Raw genomic sequence first — 18815 nt, 5'->3', positions numbered from 1 at the left:
CTGACAGTACTTTTGTGCAATTTTATTTTTGAGCTGTCAGCCTTTTAAAAACTAGTTACCATTGGTGATGATTGTGGTGTTAATACCACTAGAAATTAAGGCAGCATTACTGGGTAATTCTTCATTACCGCTGAGTAAGTAAATAACCTGTTGCCCTTCTTGGGCAAGCTCTAACGCATGTTGGTAATTAAGCATAAGGGTTGAACTGATACTCTGAGGATATTTTTCTGCATCACGACGAACATATTCAATCAACTCAACATTGACCTCACCATCATAAAAAACAGCATCAGCAAACTGTAAAGCGCGGTGGGCTTTCAATGTTAAATTATCAGGATTACCCTCAAGGGTTTGAATAAAAATAATTTCACCCTGAGGCGGGGCAATTTTTTCTTTTAAGCTCACGATCAATAATTGCTCAGCCTCTTGATGCTTACCATCCAGTAATGCTTGCCCTATTGAACCACGTAAGGTGTTTTCCCAGAAAGTGCGGCGATTACGTATACCTTTAATGCGTGCTTTTACATGGTCACGAAACTTTAATGAAAAATCAGCCAAGCGACCGTAACCTTGCGGTAATATTTTTTCAATCTGTTCTCGTAACATGCGAATGAGAATAGGCGCACTGCCTGAACTTGAAAGTGCAATAATCATAGGTGAACGATCAATAATTGCTGGCGTGATATAAGTGCAAAGGGCAGGTTGATCAACCACATTAGCAAGAATATTAAATTCAACCGCTTCATGATAAACCTGCTCATTAACATCGGTATTATCAGTGGCAGCAATAACTAAGGTAATTTTAGTTAACAAACCCGCTTGATAGTTATGTTTTAACCAGCTTAATTTATTTTCGTTAATTAAGCGCTCAACACCATCCGTAACGTTTTCCGCCATTATGGTAATGTTTGTTGTGGTCTTTAACAGTAATTCAATTTTACGGGCGGCAACATCACCACCCCCAATTACCATGGCATTAATTTTACTACCATCAAGAAAAACGGGAAAATATTTCATCTACAAGCCAACTTTTTTACTTACCTATCTTATTTCGCTCAGATTAACATAGCAGAAAAGATAAAACCTTAATCTGCATTACTTTGATAGAGAATTTGATACCTAATTTAGCACTTAGTCCAGCACTGAATTTACTCATTAACCTGCTGTAACGCTTAACTTTGATTCACTTACTGCTAAGCCATTTTCATCACCATATACATACCAACCAGGTATAAATTCAACATTGGCAAAATTAACGACAACATTAGTGTCGCCTACACCTAGCTTCTCTGTTTTTATCGGGTTACAGCCAATAGCTTTTACCGCAATCTCTAAAGTTCTGATAGTACCTGCATCGCGAATACAGCCATTTATTACTACAGCCTGCCAATGATTTTTAACCGCATTCTCAGCTATCATATCGCCTAAAAGTGCACGGTTCATACTGCCTTTACCATCAACAACCAGTACTTTACCGCTGCCATCAGTCGCTAATATCTCTTTTACTTTTGAATTGTCTTCAAAGCAAGAAACGGTGACAATCTCACCATAAAAAATAGTGTGCTTGCCGTAATCAGTAAAAGCTTGGTTAGCGAGGCTAAGTTGCTCCGGATATTGATCAAATAAGTCAGGGAGAAGATCTAGCATATTATTTTCCTTTTTATGATTAGAGCCACTTCATTCGATTATTACTCTGTACGTATTAAAACATTCTAAGATCACATTGTTCTTAATCTCAATAGTCAGCTATGGCTCAATCGTTGGCCTTGCATTGATTTGTTTTTCTATGTACAAAAAATGTCAAACTTAATGAAAGTGGTATTATTTATGCCTACTCTAGCAGTAATGGATGGTAAACTAGCATCAAGCTTATTTATTGCTACTATTTGTCAACTACATCGGCTCTTTGCACTAACGACAGAGACAGCGACAACCAGAAGCAGCAAACACCAAATACCAGTAGAGAAAATCAAATGCCTTGGATACAACTTAGATTAAGCGCCAACGAAGATAACGCCGAAAAATATAGTGATTGGCTTTCAGCCTGTGGTTCACAAGCCGTTACCTTTATTGATGCTAAAGACACCCCAATATATGAGCCATTACCCGGTGATGAAGTTATCTACTGGTCGAATACCGTCGTCATGGGCTTATTTGAAGCTAGCCATGATATGGACAAAGTCATTAGTTACTTGCAAAGTATTCATCCAGATAAAGAGCAAATGCGCTATAAACTGGAGCAATTAGAAGACAAAGACTGGGAACGTGAATGGATGGATAACTTCCACCCAATGAAATTTGGTGAACGCTTATGGGTTTGTCCTAGCTGGCGCGATGTTCCAGACCCTGAAGCGGTTAATGTAATGTTGGACCCAGGCCTTGCGTTTGGTACCGGAACTCACCCTACCACAGCTTTATGTTTAACGTGGTTAGACGGCTTAGACTTACAAGATAAAACCGTAGTCGATTTTGGTTGTGGTTCAGGAATTTTATCATTAGCAGCGCTTAAGTTAGGAGCCAAGAAAGTTATTGGTATTGATATCGATCCACAAGCCCTACAAGCAAGTCTTGCTAATGCTGAGCGTAACAATGTTTCCGATAGACTTGAATTATACTTGCCTAAAGATCAGCCTGAATTCAAAGCTGACGTAGTAGTAGCAAATATTCTAGCTGGACCGTTACGTGAGTTAGCACCAGTTATTATCGAATATGTCGGTGATAAAGGGCTGTTAGCTTTGTCTGGTGTATTAGAAGAGCAGGCACAAACCCTACAAACAATTTACGGGCAATGGTGTGATATGGAGCCAGTGAGCGTTCAAGAAGAATGGGTTCGCCTAAACGGACAACGCAAGTAGTTATAGATGGAAATCGTTTTATCATCACAGTAATGCAATGTCATTTCTGTGATGTAATCTCTGAAGCGCTATAGATTCCGACTTAATAGATGATGGAATCTATAGCGATGAACAGTATAGTGTCACTGCCAATATGTCTCAGCAAAGAGTAGGTGTTAACTCTCTTAGTAATTAAGGAGCAACACTCCATGAGTTACCTAACGACTTTCCTGTTTCATCCTCTTGAGGTTCAAAAACAGTAACCCGATTTCGACCTGCATGTTTCGATTCATAAGCAGCAAAGTCAGCATCAGTTAATAACTTCTCTAAATTATAGCCAGAACGTGTTACATCAGTTACGCCAAAACTGGCAGTAATACTAAAGTCATTACCAGACTCTTCAGTAATCGTATTTTCAATAGCGGCACGACAAGCTTCAGCCCGCAATACTGCTGCTTCAATATTACAACTTGGTAATAAAATACAAAATTCTTCACCACCTAAACGGGAAAATATATCATTTTTACGGCCAATGTTTTCACATACTCTAATGGTTTCTTTTAATGCCCAGTCACCACAGATATGACCAAAATTATCGTTAATCTTTTTGAAGTTATCTAAGTCAAACATAATCAGACTTAAATCTTGCTCAGCGCTTTGACAATACTTCAGGGTACTTACGGCAATTTGAGTAAAGTGTCTGCGGTTATATATACCGGTTAACTCATCATATTCAGATAATGCTTTTACGCGTTTATGAGATCTCCATAAGCGTGCACCCCAAATAATTAACATAATAATGATCAAAGTCATCACAGTTATAATCAGCTGAATATTAGCTACTTTAATATTTGATAACGCTTGCTCTGCAGCTAAAAAAGTATTTTGTTCATTCAATAATATTATTTGGTTTTCATGTTCAAACGTTTTTAATTCAGCCAATTGAAACGCAACATGCTTAGATTTTTCGTCCTCCAAATGCGCCACTTCTAACGCGTTATATTTCTCATGGTAACTCAGTGCTAAAGCGATATTTTTTTGTGATTTATTTATTTGGTAAAGTAATTTATAGCTATCAGCACTCTGCTTAATAATTGTATTGTTTTTATTAGCCCTGAGTGCTGCTAAAGCATATTTTTCAGCGCTCTTAATATTACCTATTAGATAATTGCTCTTGGCTAGAGTGTTATTCATACCCGCAATCAACATGGGAAATAGCGTTGTGTTGATTTCATCGTAATAAGGCAATATTTCAGCAAGTGCCTTCTCTGGCTGCTGCGCTTTTAAATATAACTTTGCTCGATACACACGAATTATATTGGTACTTATCTTGTTTCCAGCTTGCTGACAAATGTCTAAACCGTTATCAATACTTTTATCGTCAGGTTTTATTAGTTGTAAGTTAAGTTTTGCTTCAAGCGAAAATTGTTCGAGAAAACAATTATGTTCTTGAGGGAGATTATCTCGCTTTACCTGCGCTATATTTTTAATTACTAAATCAAACTGTTGAAGTTGATTATAAAAAATAACTGCGGTTAGAATACTTAGTTGATAATGCTCTTTATCAGCAATAGATGGCAGCATTTCTTTGTTTACGGCAATATGTCTTAAACCGTCAGACCAGTCTTTTTTGGCCGCAGCAACATTAATCAAGGTATAGTTTGCTCTAAACTTAATAAGTTTATCGGCACTAGAATTTAGAACCTCAGACAAGAGTTTATCGGCTTGCTCATAATCTCCATGGTAAATGGCCAAGTAACCTTGAAGAAACTGATAATAAGAGTGTTGATCACGAGTAAATGATTTTTCTAATGGTGCCAACTCAGCTAAGATTTTTTTATATAGTACTGGATTTTCGCGTCTGTTTCTGTCGGCTATAAGTAATTTTTCAGAGATATACTCTGGACTAAACTTTAATTTCAGTACATCTGTTTGATCGTTCTCATATTGAAAGGATTCAGCAATTGCTTGGGGGGAGGTTGTAATTAGTCCTACGGGAATACTAATAAAAACACACAAAAATAATGACTGCACCTTAAGGTGAAGACTGTTTTTTAATTCCTTTAAAACGCAGTTATTATTCATTTGTTTTTAATTTAAATTAAGTCGATTAAAAGTTAACTACAGTGTTATTAATTACAGTGCTTACTTCTTCATTTTTATCGTCAGGAAGTAATATTGGGTAGCATCTGATTTCAGGTAAGTTATAAGTCGCTGCTTTTAAAGCATCCATGTCTTTAGTTTGAATAGCGAATTCTTGAGCCTGAGTGAGGCTAGCATTGCTTAGCATCTCAGCGAGTGAGTTTTTGTTGCTCATCTCGGCATTACCCGCTATTTGCATTAATACTTCAATTACTTTACTCATAGTACTTACTCCATTTTTAATGATAAATTTATTTACCGTGGTTAATTTTTTACTTATAACACCAAAGTTAATGCGGGACGGTTTTTATTACGCTCTTCTTGTTTGTCAATTTTTGCGAGCTTAGCTAACAACTCTTCATTGGCTTGCATTGCACTGCAGGGTGGGATCACCAAAGTAGTTTGCATTAGCAAATCAGCATCAACAAGTTCAGTTAACAGTATTTTGTCTTCGCGCATCGGCTCAATGGCAATGCCTTTTGCTTGATATAATATAACTTCGTGATCACGGGGGTAATGTTCTAGCAGTAAATCAACTAATACTTGGCGATAAGCTTTTCCTGTAGAGAACTTTCCTAAAGATTTATCACCAGCAAGCGCGACTTGCCATAATATTAAATGGGCAGAGGTATCAATATTACGCTTATAAAACATAAACTGGCTGGTTTCATAATGCATGCAACCTGTTTTACCAGGATCTATACCTAAGTCGGCATAGAGGCAATCTTCTGCAGATATGCCGGGCTCCATCGAAGCGGGGAAGTCGTCTAATTTGGCTTTTTTAATCGCTCGGTGAGCAACACAGGCAAATACACCAGGGTGGCCATAAAAAGCAGCAACCACTTTTTTACCATTACGCACTTCGGTTAAAATAGCGTCAACCATTTCGTTATAGGTAATATTGCGATTTTTGCCTTCTTGGTAGAAGCTCTGCAAACAGCGAACATCAGTATTCATTCCTTCAAGCCATTTTTGGGCAAAACCATTGGCCATCAGTGAAAATACAATATCAGCTTGTTCGATATGACTCTGAGAAATAGGGCTAATGTGAGCGCCTAACGTCATGCCAGTACCAACACATACTAAACTGCCTGACATGATAAATTCCTTTTTATTTTTTAATGATAATTTGACGATAACTACTGTGCGTTGCTTACTAAAAAGGCAAGAGGTAAAGTTGTTATTATTTTGTAACTAAATTAGCAGAAGCAAGCACAAGGGGCAACGAGTATATTAGTTTATAATCGTATTTATACAGTTAGTCGCGAATCAGTAACAGTAGGTTCTGTTTTATCGATTTCTTCGGGAAAAAGTTGAGTAATTATCATACCATTCCACTGGTGTTGGTCAAAATACTGGTAACCATTGTCGGTAGTGTTATCTTGCAAGCTGGGTTCGAATATATAACCAATTTTTTTCAATATACGTTGGGTAGCTCTATTTTTATTAGCATAAAATGCATTAATTCTATTAATATTGAGCTGCTTAAATCCGTATTCCATGATGGCAGATACTGCTTCTTCAGGTAATAACTTTCCATTAGCTTTAGTCGCTAACATAATACCAATTTCTACTTGTTCAATAGGTAAGGAGCTTGGTTTGGTAGCTTGTTTCGCTGCTAACCAAGATAATGCCTGAGTACCGATAATGTCATTGGTTGCTTTATCGACAATTGCCCAAGTACGTACGGTATCTTGTTCTAGTTTATTGGCCTTCAATGCTCTATGAAATGCAGCACTGGCTTGTTCTTGGGTTAGTGGCTCGCCAACAATGCGCATCATTTTTTTGTCAGTGTATTGATAACAATAAAAGTGTTCATCTTCTGAGATTAACGGTCTGATTAACAACCGTTCAGTAGTAAAGGCGTGCATAAAAACTCTTCAATTGAATATATACCCGTTACCATTGAAGATGCATGTTTCAGAGTGCTTGAGCGATTTAAACTCATGGCATTGTGATGAAATCATGGTAATGGGATACATGTTATGGGGAATACATTAGAAACAAAAGGTTAGTTATAGTTCCATGAGTCATCTAATTTATTTGCTTTAGCTGTGTAAGGTACTTCGAACAGAGTGACTCTGTTACGGCCTGCATTTTTTGATGCGTAAGCGGCCATATCAGCATCCGCTAATAGCTTGTCTAAAGTAAATCCAGAACGTTTGATATCAGTTACGCCAAAGCTAGCAGTGATTGAAAAATCATTCCCAGATTCTTCGGTAATTATTTCTTCAATTGCCGCACGACAAGCTTCGGCGCGCAGCATTGCCACATCAATAGTACAACCTGTTAATACCAAGCAAAATTCTTCACCACCTAAGCGGGCAAAAATATCATTTTTACGGCCAATACGTTGACAAACTTTTATGGTCTCTTTTAATGCCCAGTCACCGCAGGCATGACCAAAAGAGTCGTTAACTTTTTTGAAGTGATCTAAATCGAACATAATCACAGACAAGTCTTGTTGAGCATTTTTACAATATTTTAAGGCGCTATTGGTCACATGGGTAAAATGACCTCGATTATAAATTCCGGTTAACGGATCATATTCGGCCAATTCTCTTACACGTTTATGTGCTTTTAACAAACGAGCTCCCCATAACACTAATAAAGCGAGCGTCACCATTAAGATAGAAATCATTAACTGGATATTGACAACTTTGGCCTTACTTAATGCTTGGTCACTGAGTAATAAAGAATTTTTTTTATTGAGTAGTTTAATCTTACTTTTTTGTTCTAAAGATTTGTGCTCAGCGAGTTGAAAAGCAAGATGTTTTGCTTTTTCTCCTTCTAGATAAGCTTTATCTAATTCAGCATATTTTTCATGGTATTTTAGAGCTAAGTTAAAATCTTGTTCCGATTTTGCTATTTGGTAAAGTAATTTATAGCTATCCATCCCTCTTTTAACCGCACTGTTATTTTTATTAATCTTGAGCGCTTTTAAAGCGTAACTCTTTGAGTTATGAATATCGCCAGTTTGATAATAAGCCTCACTGAGGGTATTATTCATACCTGCAATTAGCATAGGAAAAAGAGTACTCTTTATGTTTTCTATCTGGGGTAATAGTATAGCTAAGGCTATATTGGGTTTTTTTATTTGAAGATTAAGCTTAGCTTGATAAATACGTATTAAACTTGCACCAATTTTGTTTTTAGCTTCATGGCATAGTTCTAGCGCTTCATTAATTTTAACATCTCTAAGTGATAATTGTTTTAAATGAAACTTTGCTTCAATATTAAACTGCATTAAGAAACATTGAATTTGAGGTGTTGTTTTTTTGCTTGCTAATTTATCAATAGACTGAAGGGCGAGTTGATATTGCTTAATTTGAGTATAAAAGATAATCGTTGCTAGTATATTAGTTTGAATATGCTCTTGATTTTCAACCGAAGAGATTAGTTCATTATTCGTGGAAATAAATTTTAATCCTTCCGCCCATCTTTCATTGATAGCTGAAATATTAATTAATGTGTATCTTGCTCTAAACTTTATTAAATCGCTAGCATTTGAGTTTAATATAATTTTCAGCTTTCGTTCAGCTTCATCGTGTTCTCCACTGTAAGCTAGACTGTACCCTTCTAAATAATCTAACAAACTTTGTTGAATTGCAGTTAACCTAAGCTTCTCTAAAGTGAGTTCATTCATTATTTTTTTAAATAAAAGAGGATTAGCGTGTCTATTGTTATCAGCTAACTCTAATTTTTTTGCAAGATTTACATTATCTATAACTGTTAACTGTTGAGTAATGTCCCTCTTTTGTTGTATGTCTTGTGCACTAGCTTCGTTCGTAGCTAAAATATAAATACTAAAAAATATAAATAATGTCCACTTAGATTTTCGTAGTACTTTGCTATCTATATAAAAAGTGGCATTATTATTCATATTTTATTCTGATTAGGCTATTAGTAATTTGCTATCACACTACTTTAATTTTCACTTTAGGCTCTTGTTGTGTTTCTTTTTCTGAATCGGCCTCATCATCATCCTCAGCAGGTACTATCGGAATACATTTAATTATAGGTAGATCATGGATCGTCTCTGTTAAAGTATCGAGATCCCTTGCTTCAATTGCCAGTTTTTGTCTTTCAGTGATTTCAGTATCAATCAACATGGTGCTCACATCGGCTTTACTGATTAACGAAGCATCGCTAGCCATTTTCTCTAATACTTTGATTACTTTACTCATAGTGCATTATTCCATTTTATTTTTGTTGTGGGTTTTATTGGGTAACCTTAAAAAAGTTAACAAAATTGCTTCTTAACCTTGCTTAAAGTTAATCAAATGTTGATTAATGATACTAGTTTTGTGTTCTTCATCTTCGGGAATAACTATAGGGAAGCACTTGATGTCAGGCAGATCATGAATGGAGTCTGTTAATGCATCAATGTCCATTGCAATCATCGATTCTTTCTGATTTTGGCTTATTTCTGCTAAAAGTAACATTTTAGTAAGAGAATCTTGGTTGATTAATAACGCATCGCTAGCTATTTGGGCTAAAACTTGAATTACTTTACTCATATCTATACTCCATTTTATTGCGCTTCTAAATGAGTTTAATGTGATTTTTAAGTAATCACACTTCCCTGACTCAAGTGGTTACTAAATTACCAGATAAAGTACTACTAAAGCAATTAGAACAGCTTATTTTATCTGTTTGGTACTACTAATTTTTTGATGCGTAAGTAGTACTGTTGTCCTCAGTTAATAATTGCTTGTTGTATGTGAGTTATATTTGAATTAGCTAATATATTTAAAGTATTTTCTTCAGTATTGGAAGAAGCGTCAATAGCTAAATTAAACGCACAAGTATTGTGAATTTTACGTATGAGAGTGAAGTTACAAAAATAGCAGCAGCGTATAATCTAATGAGTGCAAAAGTTTATTTTTGTGCTGCTGTATATCATTAACCTTTTTATTAATTATAAGCTAACTGAGAATTTGTCTCATTTCTCATTTCACTTTCTTTTGGCTCGTCATCGTCAGCGGCAATAAGCGGAATGACATACTTAATTTTGGTTAAGTCACTAAGGCTGTCAGCCAATTTATTGATATCCCTAGCAACAATGGCTTGTTGTTGGTTATTCGTGATATCAGCATCAGTTAGCATTGTCGTTATGTTTTCTTCATTTAATAATGAAGCATCTCTTGCCATTTTTTCTAATACTTGTATTACTTTACTCATAAGCATTCCCATTATTATCCTTATTAATAGTACATTTAATTGCAGCGACTAAATTATCAGAGAGTATTAAGCGAGGCAATGATTATTAGTTTTTCTTTGTAGTGAGTTGAGGTGCTTATCCATAATTTTCTGTCTGTAGGTAACAATATTCAGTATTTTTTAATCGTGACGAAGAATCATGAATAAAATTTAAGCGAGCAAAAATGCGGGCACAAGCAAGGTTACTTTTTACATAATAGGCATTAATTCTATCAAGTGATAATGAATTAAAACCATACACCACCAAAGCAGCGAGCGCTTCTTTGCCTAACCCTTTTCCTTGTGATTCTATAGATAGCAGGATACCCACCTCAGCTTGAACTATTCCATCAAGCTCAGTTTGTTTCATTACATCACTGTTATGAGGCAAGATCAGAAATGACAGTGTTTGACTGCCAATAATTATTCCTGTACTTAGGCGTACTATTGCCCAAGTAAGTACTGACTTTTTTCCACCACTGCTTGCACGTTCATTTGCCTTGAGTGAACGTTGGAATTGTTTTTCTGCATCTATTTGGCTTAAGGCACCGCCAGTATTGTCCATTACCTTTTCATTAGTATATTGCTGACAAAAAAATGTTTGGTCTTCAGCAAGTAATGGTCTTATTAATAAGTGCTCAGTAGTAAAACTATGCACTAATATGCTCAACTTTTTGTTGTGCAAATTTCACTACGCCGGTTTTATCTTTAGAACGGTCAAACACCACGTAATAGTTATTTAACAGTGGTAAGCCAATAATGCTTTGATTTGGCCATTGCGGTAATTGGCTCAGTAAACGAAAACACGCTTTGTCATAATTAGGCGTATTAATTTGCCAATAAGTTTCTGGCGTACAAGCAAGTTGTACAATTTTTTCTTCGGTATTAGCGGTTGCCGGCTCGCTAACAAAATTGAAATAGATTGTTGGCCATTGCTCTAGTTTCAGCTCATCCATATCTATTCCGACAAGTTGCGCGCTCATTTCTTTAAAAGGTGCTAAACATTGAGCAAAGTTAGCATTATAAGCAATGAGATCATTAATCACTTGTTGGTATATTTCAGCAGTAAGTACGATACCACCGGCACCGGTATCAATAATGGCATTAGTGAAATAACTTTTTAGATGTTTCTGGTTAAGCGGCTCAGCTATTACTGGCTTGCTTGTTCCAACCTGAACGGATTTAAGGTCCACATTGTAATAAACATCATGCTCAACCTTGATACTTTGAAATTCACCTTGGTATAAGTCGGTTTGTTCTTCACCTCCCCCTAATATTAATAAACCTTTGTTCAAGGGATCTTTGGCTAACTCGTCTGAGGGTATTTTGTGAATCTTATTTGAGTGGCTCTTATTAACATGTATTGCAGAACGTTTACTGTAGAAAGCAAATTTATTAGCGCTCAGCTGCTGTTCTTCCAATAAGGTGAAGTAGGGCGTTACATCATGTTCTGGGTATTTCCACATCAGTTTTTTAAAACTAACCAAGTCTTCACTTACTTCATGACTAAAAGGCCACGGGTAACTCAGCGCAGGTGTAATCTTATGTTCAGTAAAATAATCGCTAAAATCAAAACTTTTATTTAGGTGATGGTAAGCCAAACCTAAAATCCCATCGGCATCGCCAAATGTTTTACTTTGTTTGTCAGAATGCACCAGTGCAACGGGCGCATTACTTAAATTCATGCTTGGGCTTTTCGCAATGCTTTGCGGATGATCAGATTTATGACAATGCTCATGAATATTAATACTGGTGAATATAACAGGGCCATTCCAACCGCCAACACCGTAATTAACTTCTTGAACTGCGGTACTCGGTGTTAATTTTTTATCCAGGTTAGCTTGGTAAGTCGTACTTTTTACTACAAGCGTACTACTACCCGTATCGAGCAGCAGGTTAACGGGGGATTTTTCACTACCAAGGTGCAAAGTTACGCTGTAATCACCTTGTCCAAATACATTAGTAATGGGAATTCTTAAAAGTGTTGTCATTATATTTATAATTATTATTAGTTTAGGTAAGAGTCAGTAATTTTACTTTGCCACAGTTGCAGGCGTTGTTCGAGCTAAGTTTTCGACATATTTGGCTTTATCTTTTTTATCAACTTTGTCAACAAAATTATTCGAAAATCGTACGATTAACGCTCACTTTAATATTTTAATAAATGTCAATATCAAAAAGGTGAAAAAAATCAAATATTGTTCAAATTCTATGCTTTTCAATTGAAATAAAAACGAGTAAACTTAGCGCCCTTTTGAAAGGTAGCTCAAAAAAACAGCAGTATGAAAATAGGTACTTATCAACTTAATTCGCAGGTAATGCTTGCCCCTATGGCAGGGATCACCGATCAACCTTTTAGACAATTATGTTGTCAATTGGGTGCGGGTTTAGCAGTGTCCGAAATGCTTTCGTCAAATCCGAAAGTATGGAACACCGAAAAGTCTAAATTGAGAATGCTGCATGGTGATGCTGCGGGTATCCGCAGTGTACAAATTGCCGGAAGTTGCCCTGATGAATTAGCGTTTGCTGCCAAAGTAAATGCTGATAACGGCGCACAGATTATTGATATCAATATGGGCTGCCCGGCAAAAAAGGTAAATAAGAAATTAGCGGGTTCTGCTTTGTTAAGGGAACCAGCACAGGTTGAGCGTATTGTTCAGTCAGTGGTGAACGCGGTAGATATACCGGTCACGCTAAAAATTCGCACAGGATGGTGTGAAGATACCCGTAATGGTATTGAAATAGCAAGAATTGCTGAAAACAGTGGTATAGCATCACTCGCAGTGCATGGCCGTACACGTAATGACTTTTATAAAGGCAATGCGGAATACGACACTATTAAAGCAATTAAATCGGCTATTTCAATTCCGGTAGTGGCAAATGGTGATATTACGTCACCTGAAAAAGCACTACAGGTTTTAGACCATACGGGCGCGGATGCCATAATGGTTGGTCGTGGTGCACAGGGTCGTCCGTGGATTTTTCGAGAAATTAATTATTTCTTGGCCACGGGTAATAAGATGTCTGCACCCGAATTGAGCGAAGTTCGTTCAATTGTATTGGCACACGTTATGGAGTTACATCAGTTTTACGGCGATTTCAAAGGTGTGATGATCGCCAGAAAACATGTTTCTTGGTATGTACAAAACCTAGTTGAGACCCTAGACGGTTTTAGCACAGCGTTTACTATTGACCAAGGCAAAGCGTTTAGGGCTATTTTTAATAGTTTAACGTCTACCGATGAACAATTGGTGACGTTAGACAAATTTTTTGATGACTTTGCGACTGGCTCTTATTAGGGCGAGTTCAAGTTGTTGTAGTTTTATTTTATTTTTATTAACAAAAGAAAGAGTTATATCATATGTTCGAACAAAATGTTTCTTCTCCATTTATCACTGGCGATATTCAAACACAAACAAAAACTTCTCCATTACGTAGCCAAGCTAAAATCGCAATCAGCAACTACTTATCACAATTGAATGGTAACGATGTTGATGATATGTATGACCTTGTATTGAGCGAAATTGAAGCGCCAATGTTAGAAGAAGTTATGATGTACACTCGCGGTAACCAAACACGCGCTGCTAACTTACTAGGTATCAACCGCGGTACGTTACGTAAGAAACTTAAAAAATACGGTATGAACTAATATCGAATTTCAATGAAAAGCACCCTCGGGTGCTTTTTATGTTTTAAAACATTGAAAATAATTTTAAATAATCATGTAACCATGCAAGTTAACGGCACATCGGCGGCAAGTTAGCAGTAAGTTACAACTAAGAAGGTAAATAAACAGATGGATACTCCACGTCCAATTAAACGCGCACTGTTAAGTGTTTCTGATAAAGCAGGTATTGTTGAGTTTGCTCGACGTCTAAGTGAGAAGGGTGTTGATCTTCTTTCTACTGGCGGTACAGCAAAGTTATTAGCCGAAAACGGCATCAAAGTAACTGAAGTTTCAGATTATACTGGTCACCCAGAAATCATGGATGGTCGTGTTAAAACGTTACACCCTAAAGTACATGGCGGCATTTTAGCGCGTCGTGGTATTGATGAAGTCGTAATGGACGAAAACGGTATCAGCGCAATTGATATGGTAGTGGTTAACTTGTACCCGTTTGCTAATGCAGTTAGTGATGAAAACTGTTCATTAGAAAATGCCATCGAAAACATTGATATCGGTGGACCAACAATGGTTCGCGCAGCAGCTAAAAATCATAAAGACGTGACTATTGTTGTAAATGCTAGCGATTATGAGCGAGTATTAACTGAATTAGATAACAACAATGATTCTTTAACGTATAAAACACGTTTTGATTTAGCGATTGCAGCTTACGAGCATACAGCTAGCTACGACGGAATGATTGCTAACTACTTTGGTAAAATGTTACCAGCGTACGGCGAAACTGAATCTAAAGCTTCTTTAGAAAACAAAGTTAAGTTCCCACGCACTTTTAATAGCCAGTTTATTAAAACTCAAGATTTACGTTACGGTGAAAACTCTCATCAAGATGCTGCTTTTTACAAAGAAGCAAATCCTGAAGAAGCGTCAGTTTCTACTGCGACCCAATTACAAGGCAAAGCCTTATCTTATAACAACATTGCTGATACTGATGCGGCATTAGAATGTGTTAAAGAATTTGACGAACCAGCTTGTGTTATCGTTAAGCATGCTAACCCATGTGGTGTTGCTATTGGTGATGATATTTTAGCGGCTTATGAAGGCGCTTATAAAACTGATCCTACTTCTGCTTTTGGTGGCATTATCGCGTTTAACCGTGAGTTAGATGCAGATACGGCTGAAGCAATTGTTTCTCGTCAATTTGTTGAAGTAATTATTGCACCAAGCGTTTCAGATGCTGCTGCACAAATTGTTGCTGCTAAACCTAACCTACGTTTATTAGAATGTGGCCAGTGGGATAATAAAACCACAGGTTTTGATTTTAAACGCGTTAACGGTGGTTTATTAGTACAAGACACAGATCAAGGTCGCGTAACAAGTGATGACTTAACTGTTGTAACTAAACGTCAACCTACTGATGAAGAGATGCGTGATTTACAATTCTGTTGGAAAGTAGCAAAATTTGTTAAATCTAACGCAATTGTTTACGTTAAAAACAGCTCTACTATCGGTGTTGGTGCAGGCCAAATGAGCCGCGTATACTCAGCGAAAGTTGCGGGTATTAAAGCAGCTGATGAAAACTTAGAAGTGAAAGGGTCTGTTATGGCCTCTGATGCATTCTTCCCATTCCGTGATGGTTTAGATGCTGCAGCTGAAGCAGGAATTACTGCTGTAATTCAGCCAGGTGGCTCTATGCGTGATGACGAAGTTATTGCAGCAGCAGACGAACATAACATCGCGATGGTGTTTACAGGTATGCGTCACTTCCGCCATTAAGATTGATTCTTGTCGCTGTTAGGCACAATTTAGTTGTCGAATGTACTCACTGACTAACGTCAGCTCCGTGCTTTTTCCTATAAATTGAGATTAACAGCTTAAAGAATCTTTCTTAAAGTGAGATAGAAGTACAGAAAAGCAGTGTTGATTTATTTACTTACAATGAAAATTAGTATGGAAATACAATCAACACTGCTTGTTTGTTTTAAATCTGTTATAAATATTGCCGTTAATTAATACATTAATCGCTATATAATATATACCGACTTAAATACTAATAATTTCATACCAGTTTCATTAATTAGATGATCTATTTTATACGTAGGAAAAATAGCCAAATACAAGGCATTTGTTTTAATAACTAGTTGTTCAGGACAATAAGCTCCAGCATTGTCTAATAAGCTGCATCCATGCAGCGTTAATTATTAAATAAATAACGAAGTAATAGGTTATTTTAACAAGTAGAAATGAACACATAGTTAGTGAGATGGGTATCACAAGGAAAATAGTTATGACAATTAAATCAAACTCGCTTAAATCAATTGCTATTGCAATAACCCTAAGCTGTAGCGCATTAAGTTTATCTGCTATGGCGCATGACACTCATGCACACGAAAATACTGCTTCAGTAAAAGCACTTGAAAATGCTGTTTCAGGCGATCACCGTACCGCTAAAAACAAAGCGCGTGATCAATACCGTCATCCTATTGAAACGTTAGACTTTTTTGGTTTTACACCCAATATGACTGTAGTTGAAATTACGCCCGGTGGTGGTTGGTATACTGAAATACTTGCTCCAGCCTTAAAAGGTACCGGTAAGCTATATGGTGCCCATTACCCTGATACGGGTGAAGATAACTATTACAGTAATTCTCGCAAAAAATTAGTGAAGAAACTTGCTTCCGATGCTGTGTTCAGTGAAGTTGTTTTAACAGACTTCACACCACGTCAAGAAAGTGAATTAGCACCACAAGGTACAGCTGACCTAATTTTAACGTTTAGAAATCTTCATAACTGGAAAGATGCTGGCGTAGAGCAAGTGTTCAAAGATGCTTTTAATGCACTTAAACCCGGTGGCGTTTTAGGTATTGTTGAGCACAGATTACCAGTAGGTGTTAGCCCTGAAAAAGCAAAAGGTTACGTATCTGAAGTACACACTATTAAACAAGCCAAAGCGGCTGGTTTTAGGTTTGCTGGCTCGAGTGAAGTTAATGCTAATACAAAAGATTTAGCTATTCACCCAAAAGGTGTGTGGACTTTACCACCAGTATTGCGCTTAGGTGAAACGGACAGAGCAAAATATTTAGCGATAGGCGAAAGCGATCGCATGACATTAAAATTTGTTAAACCAGCCAAGTAGTTGCTGATTTAGCGTAAAAGAAAATTTATAGGAAAAACATATGAAAATCTTAGTTATTGGCGGCGGTGGTCGTGAACATGCATTAGCGTGGAAAGCGGCTCAATCAAGTCAGGTTACTAAAGTGTTTGTTGCCCCAGGTAATGCGGGTACAGCTACTGAAGCAAAATTAGAGAATGTTGCTATTGATGTTAGTGACAATGCTGCCTTAGTTGCTTTTGCTCAAAGTGAAGACGTTGCCTTAACTATCGTTGGTCCAGAACAACCACTTGTTGATGGGGTTGTTGATGCTTTTCAAGCGCAAGGTTTAGCTATTTTTGGCCCAAGTGCTAAAGCGGCTCAGCTTGAAGGTTCAAAGTCATTTACTAAAGACTTCCTAGCTCGTAATAAAATTCCTTCAGGTAGTTACGCAAAATTCACTGAAGTTGAACCAGCATTGGCTTATGTTCGTGAACAAGGCGCACCAATCGTTGTTAAAGCCGACGGCTTAGCTGCTGGTAAAGGCGTTATCGTTGCACTGACATTAACTGAAGCTGAAGATGCGATTACAGATATGCTCGCAGGTAATGCCTTTGGTGATGCTGGTCATCGTGTAGTGATTGAAGAGTTTCTTGAAGGTGAAGAAGCAAGTTTCATCGTAATGGTTGACGGTAAAAATGTTTTACCAATGGCAACAAGCCAAGATCATAAACGTGCGTTAAATGGTGACTTAGGTCCTAACACTGGTGGCATGGGCGCATATTCTCCAGCACCAGTAGTAACACCTGAAATTCATGATCGTATTATGGCCGAAGTTATTATGCCAACGGTTGAAGGTATGGCTAACGAAGATGCACCTTACAGTGGTTTTTTATATGCTGGTCTAATGATTGCTGAAGACGGTACACCAAACGTTATTGAATATAACTGTCGTTTTGGTGATCCTGAAACACAACCTATCATGATGCGCTTACAATCAGACTTAGTTGAATTATGTTTAGCCGCTACACGTGGTGAGTTAGACAAAGTAACGATTGAGTTTGATAGTCGTGCTGCTGTGGGTGTTGTACTTGCAGCACAGAGTTACCCAGCGGATTACCCTAAAGGTGATGTTATTTCAGGTCTAGATACAAACAATAATGTATTAGCCAAGACCTTCCATGCAGGTACTAAGTTAAACGAGCAAGGTGAAGTAGTGACTAATGGTGGTCGTGTATTATGTGCGACAGCATTAGGTAATAGCGTGACAGAGGCGCAACAGACAGCTTATGAGTTGCTACATCAAATTTCGTGGCAAGGTGTAGAGTTTAGAACTGATATTGCTTATCGCGCGATAGAACGTGAACAAGAAAACAGCTAACTAATTTGATCGATAGGTAAGGGCTTAGATCACCTTTGAGATCGAGCTTGTTTATATCTGATGATCATTTTGATAACTTTAAAAAACCGACCTTAGTGTCGGTTTTTTTTATTACTACATAAAAGTAATGTTATTAACTGGCTATATAGTGACATCTGAGGGTGTCGAGGACTAGTTTAAGAGTCATCTAATAAATGAGGATTTTGCTATAAATAGATGGATGATCCTTTATGATCGTGCCATATAGCCCAATAAGAAAGCTATGTGTTCAATAACTGACCGAACAAACACAAAGATGAAAATAACCCTTGATCAAAAGTGAAAAGTCTCTAAAATGCGCCACCAGTTCCAAGGGGTTACCCAAAGAACTGTTTTGATACGTTATCTACTCGCTTTAGCGATAAATAACGTAAGTTAACTTGAAATTTTAAATGTTTCTCAAAATAATTTAAAATAAACGTTGACATCAAAACTCGGAAGCGTATTATACGCCTCCTGCTTCGGGGCAACAGCAACGAGCAACGCAAATTAAGTTCAACTTAC

At 37.1% G+C, this 18815-nt stretch carries 18 protein-coding genes; 6 read left to right on the top strand and 12 right to left on the bottom strand.

Features of this window, described 5'->3' with window-relative positions:
- Positions 1 to 51 precede the first annotated feature (51 nt).
- Positions 52 to 1017 carry an NAD(P)-dependent oxidoreductase gene (locus CXF79_RS02960; protein ID WP_101153900.1) on the bottom strand — a complete coding sequence of 322 codons (966 nt, stop codon included), beginning with the start codon at positions 1015 to 1017 and terminating at the stop codon, positions 52 to 54.
- A 138-nt stretch (positions 1018 to 1155) separates the two neighbouring features.
- Positions 1156 to 1647, bottom strand: a complete 492-nt coding sequence (locus CXF79_RS02955) for a putative 4-hydroxy-4-methyl-2-oxoglutarate aldolase (RefSeq protein ID WP_101153899.1) — start codon at positions 1645 to 1647, stop codon at positions 1156 to 1158.
- A 326-nt stretch (positions 1648 to 1973) separates the two neighbouring features.
- On the opposite strand from CXF79_RS02955, the gene prmA reads away from it, so the two are divergent.
- Complete coding sequence (gene prmA / locus CXF79_RS02950; RefSeq protein WP_011041401.1) at positions 1974 to 2855, top strand: 50S ribosomal protein L11 methyltransferase; 882 nt, start codon at positions 1974 to 1976, stop codon at positions 2853 to 2855.
- Positions 2856 to 3026: 171 nt separating this feature from the next.
- On the opposite strand, the gene CXF79_RS02945 is transcribed toward prmA, so the two are convergent.
- The 10 genes from CXF79_RS02945 to CXF79_RS02900 form a co-directional block, all read right to left on the bottom strand.
- A complete protein-coding gene (locus CXF79_RS02945; RefSeq protein ID WP_232769064.1) occupies positions 3027 to 4853 on the bottom strand; it encodes a GGDEF domain-containing protein in 1827 nt (608 codons plus the stop codon).
- Positions 4854 to 4944: 91 nt separating this feature from the next.
- Positions 4945 to 5199 (bottom strand): hypothetical protein, encoded by a 255-nt coding sequence (locus CXF79_RS02940; protein WP_101153897.1) that lies wholly within the window; start codon positions 5197 to 5199, stop codon positions 4945 to 4947.
- A gap of 53 nt (positions 5200 to 5252) precedes the next feature.
- Positions 5253 to 6074, bottom strand: a complete 822-nt coding sequence (locus CXF79_RS02935) for an SAM-dependent methyltransferase (protein WP_101153896.1) — start codon at positions 6072 to 6074, stop codon at positions 5253 to 5255.
- Positions 6075 to 6226: 152 nt separating this feature from the next.
- Positions 6227 to 6847 (bottom strand): GNAT family N-acetyltransferase, encoded by a 621-nt coding sequence (locus CXF79_RS02930; protein WP_101153895.1) that lies wholly within the window; start codon positions 6845 to 6847, stop codon positions 6227 to 6229.
- A gap of 140 nt (positions 6848 to 6987) precedes the next feature.
- The gene (locus CXF79_RS02925; protein ID WP_101153894.1) at positions 6988 to 8859 is read right to left on the bottom strand and encodes a GGDEF domain-containing protein; all 1872 of its coding nucleotides are present in this window, start codon (positions 8857 to 8859) and stop codon (positions 6988 to 6990) included.
- 34 nt (positions 8860 to 8893) lie between these two features.
- Complete coding sequence (locus CXF79_RS02920; protein WP_101153892.1) at positions 8894 to 9163, bottom strand: hypothetical protein; 270 nt, start codon at positions 9161 to 9163, stop codon at positions 8894 to 8896.
- A gap of 72 nt (positions 9164 to 9235) precedes the next feature.
- On the bottom strand, positions 9236 to 9496 hold the full coding sequence (locus CXF79_RS02915; protein ID WP_101153890.1) for a hypothetical protein: 261 nt from the start codon (positions 9494 to 9496) through the stop codon (positions 9236 to 9238).
- A gap of 397 nt (positions 9497 to 9893) precedes the next feature.
- Positions 9894 to 10160 carry a hypothetical protein gene (locus CXF79_RS02910; protein WP_157825828.1) on the bottom strand — a complete coding sequence of 89 codons (267 nt, stop codon included), beginning with the start codon at positions 10158 to 10160 and terminating at the stop codon, positions 9894 to 9896.
- 115 nt (positions 10161 to 10275) lie between these two features.
- Complete coding sequence (locus CXF79_RS02905) at positions 10276 to 10836, bottom strand: GNAT family N-acetyltransferase (RefSeq protein WP_157825827.1); 561 nt, start codon at positions 10834 to 10836, stop codon at positions 10276 to 10278.
- Positions 10829 to 12169: a pepsin-like aspartic protease gene (locus CXF79_RS02900; RefSeq protein ID WP_101153885.1), complete on the bottom strand. Its 1341-nt coding sequence runs from the start codon at positions 12167 to 12169 to the stop codon at positions 10829 to 10831. The genes CXF79_RS02905 and CXF79_RS02900 overlap by 8 nt, the downstream gene beginning before the upstream one ends.
- Positions 12170 to 12460: 291 nt before the next feature.
- Here CXF79_RS02900 and dusB point away from each other — a divergent pair, with 291 nt between their 5' ends.
- From dusB to purD, 5 genes are all read left to right on the top strand, one after another.
- Positions 12461 to 13477, top strand: coding sequence for a tRNA dihydrouridine synthase DusB (gene dusB / locus CXF79_RS02895; protein ID WP_101153883.1), 1017 nt, complete (start codon positions 12461 to 12463; stop codon positions 13475 to 13477).
- A gap of 62 nt (positions 13478 to 13539) precedes the next feature.
- On the top strand, positions 13540 to 13827 hold the full coding sequence (fis, locus tag CXF79_RS02890) for a DNA-binding transcriptional regulator Fis (protein ID WP_011041412.1): 288 nt from the start codon (positions 13540 to 13542) through the stop codon (positions 13825 to 13827).
- Positions 13828 to 13974: 147 nt separating this feature from the next.
- The gene (gene purH / locus CXF79_RS02885) at positions 13975 to 15576 is read left to right on the top strand and encodes a bifunctional phosphoribosylaminoimidazolecarboxamide formyltransferase/IMP cyclohydrolase (protein WP_101153881.1); all 1602 of its coding nucleotides are present in this window, start codon (positions 13975 to 13977) and stop codon (positions 15574 to 15576) included.
- A gap of 511 nt (positions 15577 to 16087) precedes the next feature.
- Positions 16088 to 16936 carry a class I SAM-dependent methyltransferase gene (locus CXF79_RS02880; RefSeq protein ID WP_101153879.1) on the top strand — a complete coding sequence of 283 codons (849 nt, stop codon included), beginning with the start codon at positions 16088 to 16090 and terminating at the stop codon, positions 16934 to 16936.
- Positions 16937 to 16976: 40 nt separating this feature from the next.
- Positions 16977 to 18272: a phosphoribosylamine--glycine ligase gene (gene purD / locus CXF79_RS02875; protein ID WP_101153877.1), complete on the top strand. Its 1296-nt coding sequence runs from the start codon at positions 16977 to 16979 to the stop codon at positions 18270 to 18272.
- The last annotated feature ends 543 nt before the right edge of the window (positions 18273 to 18815 follow it).

The sequence above is a fragment of the Colwellia sp. Bg11-28 genome (genome assembly GCF_002836245.1).
Lineage (GTDB): Bacteria > Pseudomonadota > Gammaproteobacteria > Enterobacterales > Alteromonadaceae > Colwellia > Colwellia psychrerythraea_A.
This window is presented reverse-complemented; position numbering and strand designations above follow the sequence as displayed.

Bases quoted from the DNA above. Each gene is read 5' to 3' on its own strand.
- CXF79_RS02960 (WP_101153900.1), bottom strand. From the start codon at position 1,017: ATGAAATATTTTCCCGTTTTTCTTGATGGTAGTAAAATTAATGCCATG.
- CXF79_RS02955 (WP_101153899.1), bottom strand. From the start codon at position 1,647: ATGCTAGATCTTCTCCCTGACTTATTTGATCAATATCCGGAGCAACTT.
- prmA (WP_011041401.1), top strand. From the start codon at position 1,974: ATGCCTTGGATACAACTTAGATTAAGCGCCAACGAAGATAACGCCGAA.
- CXF79_RS02940 (WP_101153897.1), bottom strand. From the start codon at position 5,199: ATGAGTAAAGTAATTGAAGTATTAATGCAAATAGCGGGTAATGCCGAG.
- CXF79_RS02935 (WP_101153896.1), bottom strand. From the start codon at position 6,074: ATGTCAGGCAGTTTAGTATGTGTTGGTACTGGCATGACGTTAGGCGCT.
- CXF79_RS02930 (WP_101153895.1), bottom strand. From the start codon at position 6,847: ATGCACGCCTTTACTACTGAACGGTTGTTAATCAGACCGTTAATCTCA.
- CXF79_RS02925 (WP_101153894.1), bottom strand. From the start codon at position 8,859: ATGAATAATAATGCCACTTTTTATATAGATAGCAAAGTACTACGAAAA.
- CXF79_RS02920 (WP_101153892.1), bottom strand. From the start codon at position 9,163: ATGAGTAAAGTAATCAAAGTATTAGAGAAAATGGCTAGCGATGCTTCG.
- CXF79_RS02915 (WP_101153890.1), bottom strand. From the start codon at position 9,496: ATGAGTAAAGTAATTCAAGTTTTAGCCCAAATAGCTAGCGATGCGTTA.
- CXF79_RS02910 (WP_157825828.1), bottom strand. From the start codon at position 10,160: ATGAGTAAAGTAATACAAGTATTAGAAAAAATGGCAAGAGATGCTTCA.
- CXF79_RS02900 (WP_101153885.1), bottom strand. From the start codon at position 12,169: ATGACAACACTTTTAAGAATTCCCATTACTAATGTATTTGGACAAGGT.
- dusB (WP_101153883.1), top strand. From the start codon at position 12,461: ATGAAAATAGGTACTTATCAACTTAATTCGCAGGTAATGCTTGCCCCT.
- fis (WP_011041412.1), top strand. From the start codon at position 13,540: ATGTTCGAACAAAATGTTTCTTCTCCATTTATCACTGGCGATATTCAA.
- purH (WP_101153881.1), top strand. From the start codon at position 13,975: ATGGATACTCCACGTCCAATTAAACGCGCACTGTTAAGTGTTTCTGAT.
- CXF79_RS02880 (WP_101153879.1), top strand. From the start codon at position 16,088: ATGACAATTAAATCAAACTCGCTTAAATCAATTGCTATTGCAATAACC.
- purD (WP_101153877.1), top strand. From the start codon at position 16,977: ATGAAAATCTTAGTTATTGGCGGCGGTGGTCGTGAACATGCATTAGCG.